Annotated in this window: 3 protein-coding genes and 1 pseudogene; all 4 read right to left on the bottom strand. The window is 67.0% G+C overall.

From position 1 onward, the window contains the following. The coding region (locus tag WAL33_RS02000) for a phosphoenolpyruvate carboxylase (protein ID WP_422177973.1) at positions 1–1816 on the bottom strand (1816 nt) is incomplete at its 3' end. Positions 1817–2011: 195 nt separating this feature from the next. After that, positions 2012–2794: a 2-dehydro-3-deoxy-D-gluconate 5-dehydrogenase KduD gene (gene kduD, locus WAL33_RS01995; protein WP_422177971.1), complete on the bottom strand. Its 783-nt coding sequence runs from the start codon at positions 2792–2794 to the stop codon at positions 2012–2014. A 153-nt stretch (positions 2795–2947) separates the two neighbouring features. Continuing rightward, positions 2948–3796 carry a 5-dehydro-4-deoxy-D-glucuronate isomerase gene (gene kduI / locus WAL33_RS01990; protein ID WP_422177969.1) on the bottom strand — a complete coding sequence of 283 codons (849 nt, stop codon included), beginning with the start codon at positions 3794–3796 and terminating at the stop codon, positions 2948–2950. Between the two features lie 18 nt (positions 3797–3814). Next, positions 3815–4002: pseudogene (locus WAL33_RS01985) on the bottom strand (glucuronate isomerase); the annotation flags it as partial.

Here is a 4002-nt window from a genome sequence, read left to right as displayed (position 1 = left end):
GCCCCACGCCCATCCGCTCGGCCTCGAAGGCAAGGGCCGAGGCGCCGCGCGCCACGCCGCGCCGCGAGGCGACATAGCCGCCGTCCTTGTTGCTGTCGGAATAGCCGAGCATGATCTCCTGCACCGGCCGGTCGCCCAGGATGGTGCGCGACAGCGGCAGCGCCAGCCATTGGCGCAGAACGCCGGGGCCATTCTCCAGGTCGCCGATGGTCTCGAACAGCGGGCTGATCTTGACCGAAGCCCGCGGCGCGGCGCCGCCCCAGACCAGGCCCACCTGCTTGAGCAGGACCAGGGGCTCGAGGATGTCCGACAGGGTCGCTGACTTGGAGATCACATAGGCGCCAATACAGCCGTGACCGTAGTCGCGGACCATCTGGGCGGCGGCCTCCATGGTGGCCAGCTCCCGCGTCGTCTCCTCGCCATAGGCGGTGAACGGCGAGACCAGGGGCCGCTGGTGCGACAGCTCGTCGATCAGCAGCTTGGAGCGGGCCTCCTCGTCGAGGTCCAGATATTTCACCCCGGAGCCGGCCCGCTGGAACAGTTCGTGCAGCGTCCGCTCGTGGACGTCGGCGTTCTGGCGCAGGTCCAGGCTCATCAGGTGGAAGCCGCAGGCCTGGGCCACCTCGATCAGAGTGCGCAGGGCCGAGCCGACCAGGCGCTCGCCGCCCTGGCGCTCGAGGCTGTCGACGACGATCTTCAGGTCGGCGACGAAGGCGTCCGGATGGCCGTAGGGCTCGACGTCGGTGCGGCTGGTGGCGAAGGCCACCCACTGGTTGGTGAGCTTTTGGGACACCGCCGAAAGACGGTCGAAGATCAGTTCCAGCGCCAGGCGATAGGGCTCGTCCAGGCGGTGGACCGACGGGTCCCTGGCCTGGGCGGCCAGCGCCAGGAGCTCCTCGGACACCGGCGCATAGGCGGTCGAGACCGCCAGGTTGGACCACAACTTGCGCACCTCGCCGGCGTACCAGTCCAGGATCACCCGGGCCTGGGAGGCCAGGGCCAGCTTCAGGGTGTCGCCGTTGACGCCCGGGTGCCCGTCGCGGTCGCCGCCCAGCCACGAGCCCATCTTCAACAGCGGGGCCATCTGGCCGTGCTCTCCGATCGCCTGCGACCAGTCGCCATAGAGGTCGATGATCGCCGGCAGGATCGAGGTGCGGACGATCGACAGGGCGTTGCGGATCTCGTCCTTCACGGTGATCCGCTCGGGGCGATAGAGCCGTGTGCGCCACATCAGGGCGATCTCGCGGAACAGACGCTCGCGGATGTCGGCGTCCATGGCCGGCGGCAGGTGGTGGCGGCGCAGAGCCATCAAGCGCGAGATTTCGGTCTCGCGGTCGACCATGCTTCGGCGGCGCACCTCGGTCGGATGGGCGGTCAGCACCGGCACCACGTTCATGGCGGCCAGGACCTTGGTCAGCTCGGCCGGCGACTTGCCGTCGGCGACCAGCGCCTTGACCGCGTCCACCAGGGTGCGGGGACGCTCGTCGCCCGGCTGGGCGTCGACCTCGGCATGGCGGCGGCGACCGGCGACGTCCTCACCGATATTGGCCAGCATCGAGTGGCTGGCCAGGGCGCGAGCCAGGAAGATGGCCTGATCGCTCGACAGGTCAGCGAACAGGCGGTCCAGCACCGGGGCGTCGCCGTTGGCCACGTCCTCGATCGAAGCGGCCCTGCGGGCCTTGGCCACCATCTGGGCGGCCTCATCGCCGTCCAGATAGGCGATGGCCTCGTTCAGCAGGTCGCTGAGCAGGTTGGCGTTCTGTCGGACGTGACGGCTGGTGGGACGATCGCCGCCAAGAGACAGGGGATTACGCATGCGCGAAGCTCCGCGACCACCGCGACGCCGCGACGGTTCATCAGGAAAGAAACGTACGAAACGTCGGCCGGCCCACAGCGCTTGTCGGTGACCCTTGCTGACGCAGCGGCGCCCTTACCGCGCTTTGCCGACCGCGAAAAGGAGCGCGGCGCAATGGTTGCGGTACCAAATTCGCCTTTGCGCAGATTTCTGCCTCTAGCGCGCCAGCCAACCGCCATCCACGGGCAAGGTAATGCCCTGAACATAGTCGGCGGCCTGCGAGGCCAGGAACACGGCGGCCCCGCCCAGGTCGCCCGGTTGGCCCCAGCGGCCAGCCGGAATGCGGGCCAGGATCGAGGCGTTGCGGTCGGCGTCGTTGCGCAGGGCTTCGGTGTTGTTGGTGTCGAAATAGCCGGGCGCGATGGCGTTGACGTTGATGCCCTTCGAAGCCCACTCATTGGCCAGGATCTTGGTCAGACCCGCCAGGCCGCTCTTGCTGGCCGTGTAGGACGGCACGCGGATGCCGCCCTGGAAGGACAGCAGGCTGGCGATGTTGATGATCTTGCCGATGCTGCCCCCCCCAAGGTCATTGTCGCCGCCTTGCTTGAGCACCTGCTTGGCGAACGCCTGGGTCAGGAAGAAAACGACCTTGAGGTTGGTGTCCATCACCGCGTCCCAATCGGCCTCGGAGAACTCGATGCTGTCGGCGCGACGGATGATGCCTGCGTTGTTGACCAGGATGTCGACCTTGCCGAACGCGGCGACGGTCTCGTCGACCACGCGCTGGACGGGTTCGATCGAGCCGAAGTCGGCCTTGATCGACAGGAATTTGCGACCGGTCGCCTCGACGAGACCTTGCGTCTCGGTCGGGGCGCTGCGGCCTGCGGCGGCGATGTCAGCGCCGGCTTGCGCCAGGGCCACGGCCACGGCCTGACCCAGACCGGTGTTGGCGCCGGTGACGAGGGCGACCTTGCCTTCGAGGCTGAACGGATTGGCCATGTTGCGTGCTTCCTGATCCTGAATCTTGTCATCCCGGACGGCCTGAAAGGCCGATCCGGGACCGCCGCGAACGTTTGCGCTTACGACGGTCCCGGCTCTTGCCTTCGCGACGGCCGGGATGTCAGCCGAAGAGAAGTGGAGCGGTTCGCGCTCCTACTTCAGCTGGCAGATGTCCAGCACGTTCATGTCGGTGTAGTCGAGGTTCTCCCCGCCCATCGCCCAGATGAAGGTGTAGTTCGAGGTGCCCGAGCCCATGTGGATCGACCACGGCGGGCTCATCACGGCTTCCTCGTTGGCGATCACGATGTGACGCATCTCGTCCGGCTCGCCCATGTAGTGGAAGACGCGATCGTTCTCGCCCAGGCCGAAGTAGAAATAGGCTTCCGAGCGGCGGTCATGCAGGTGGGGCGGCATGGTGTTCCAGACGCTGCCCGGCTTCAGGACGGTCATGCCCAGCAGCAGTTGCGCCGACTTGCAGGTGGTCGGCACGATGTACTGGTAGATGGTGCGCTCGTTGGAGGTCTCCAGCGCGCCGCGCTCCAGCGGGACGGCGTTGGCGAATTCCAGCTTCTTGGTCTCGAACGCGGCATGGGCCGGCAGGCTGGTCAGGTAGAAGCGGGCCGGGTTGGCGGCGTCGACGCTTTCGAACACCACGTCCTTGGAGCCCATGGTCACGTAGATGCCGTCGCGCGGCTCGATGTCGTAGACGACGCCATCGACCGTGACCTTGCCCTTGCCGCCGCCGACATTGATCGCGCCCAGCTCGCGACGCTCCAGGAACGGGTGGCCGGCGGCCGAGGCGGGTTCGGTCTGGTCAGGCAGTTTGACGCCCTTCGAGACGGGCGCGGCGCCGCCGACCACGAAACGTTCGGCGTGGTTGTAATGCAGCACGATATCGTCGGCGGTGAACAGGCCGTCCATCAGGTAGCGATCGCGCAGGTCGTCGTTACCGACTGCGAACATCATGTCCGGATGGGTGGCGTGATAGGTCTTGGTGAACATCTGGAAGCTCCGGAAAATCTATTCAGCGGCGTGTTTGGCGGGCGCGACCGATCGGGCCCATTGGGGCCGTTGGTCGAGCTTGTAGGCTTTCTTGGGCAGGGTGTAGGTGAGGTCGACGATCAGTTCGGCGGCCTCGACCTCGTCCATGCGGTGCTCGGCGACCATGCGGGCGAGGTACGCGCTGTCGACGCGGCGGGCCACGTCGT

The sequence above is a fragment of the Caulobacter sp. genome, assembly GCF_049283275.1.
GTDB lineage: Bacteria > Pseudomonadota > Alphaproteobacteria > Caulobacterales > Caulobacteraceae > Caulobacter.
The sequence above is the reverse complement of the archived record's forward strand: the minus strand, read 5'-3'. Positions and strand labels throughout refer to the sequence as shown.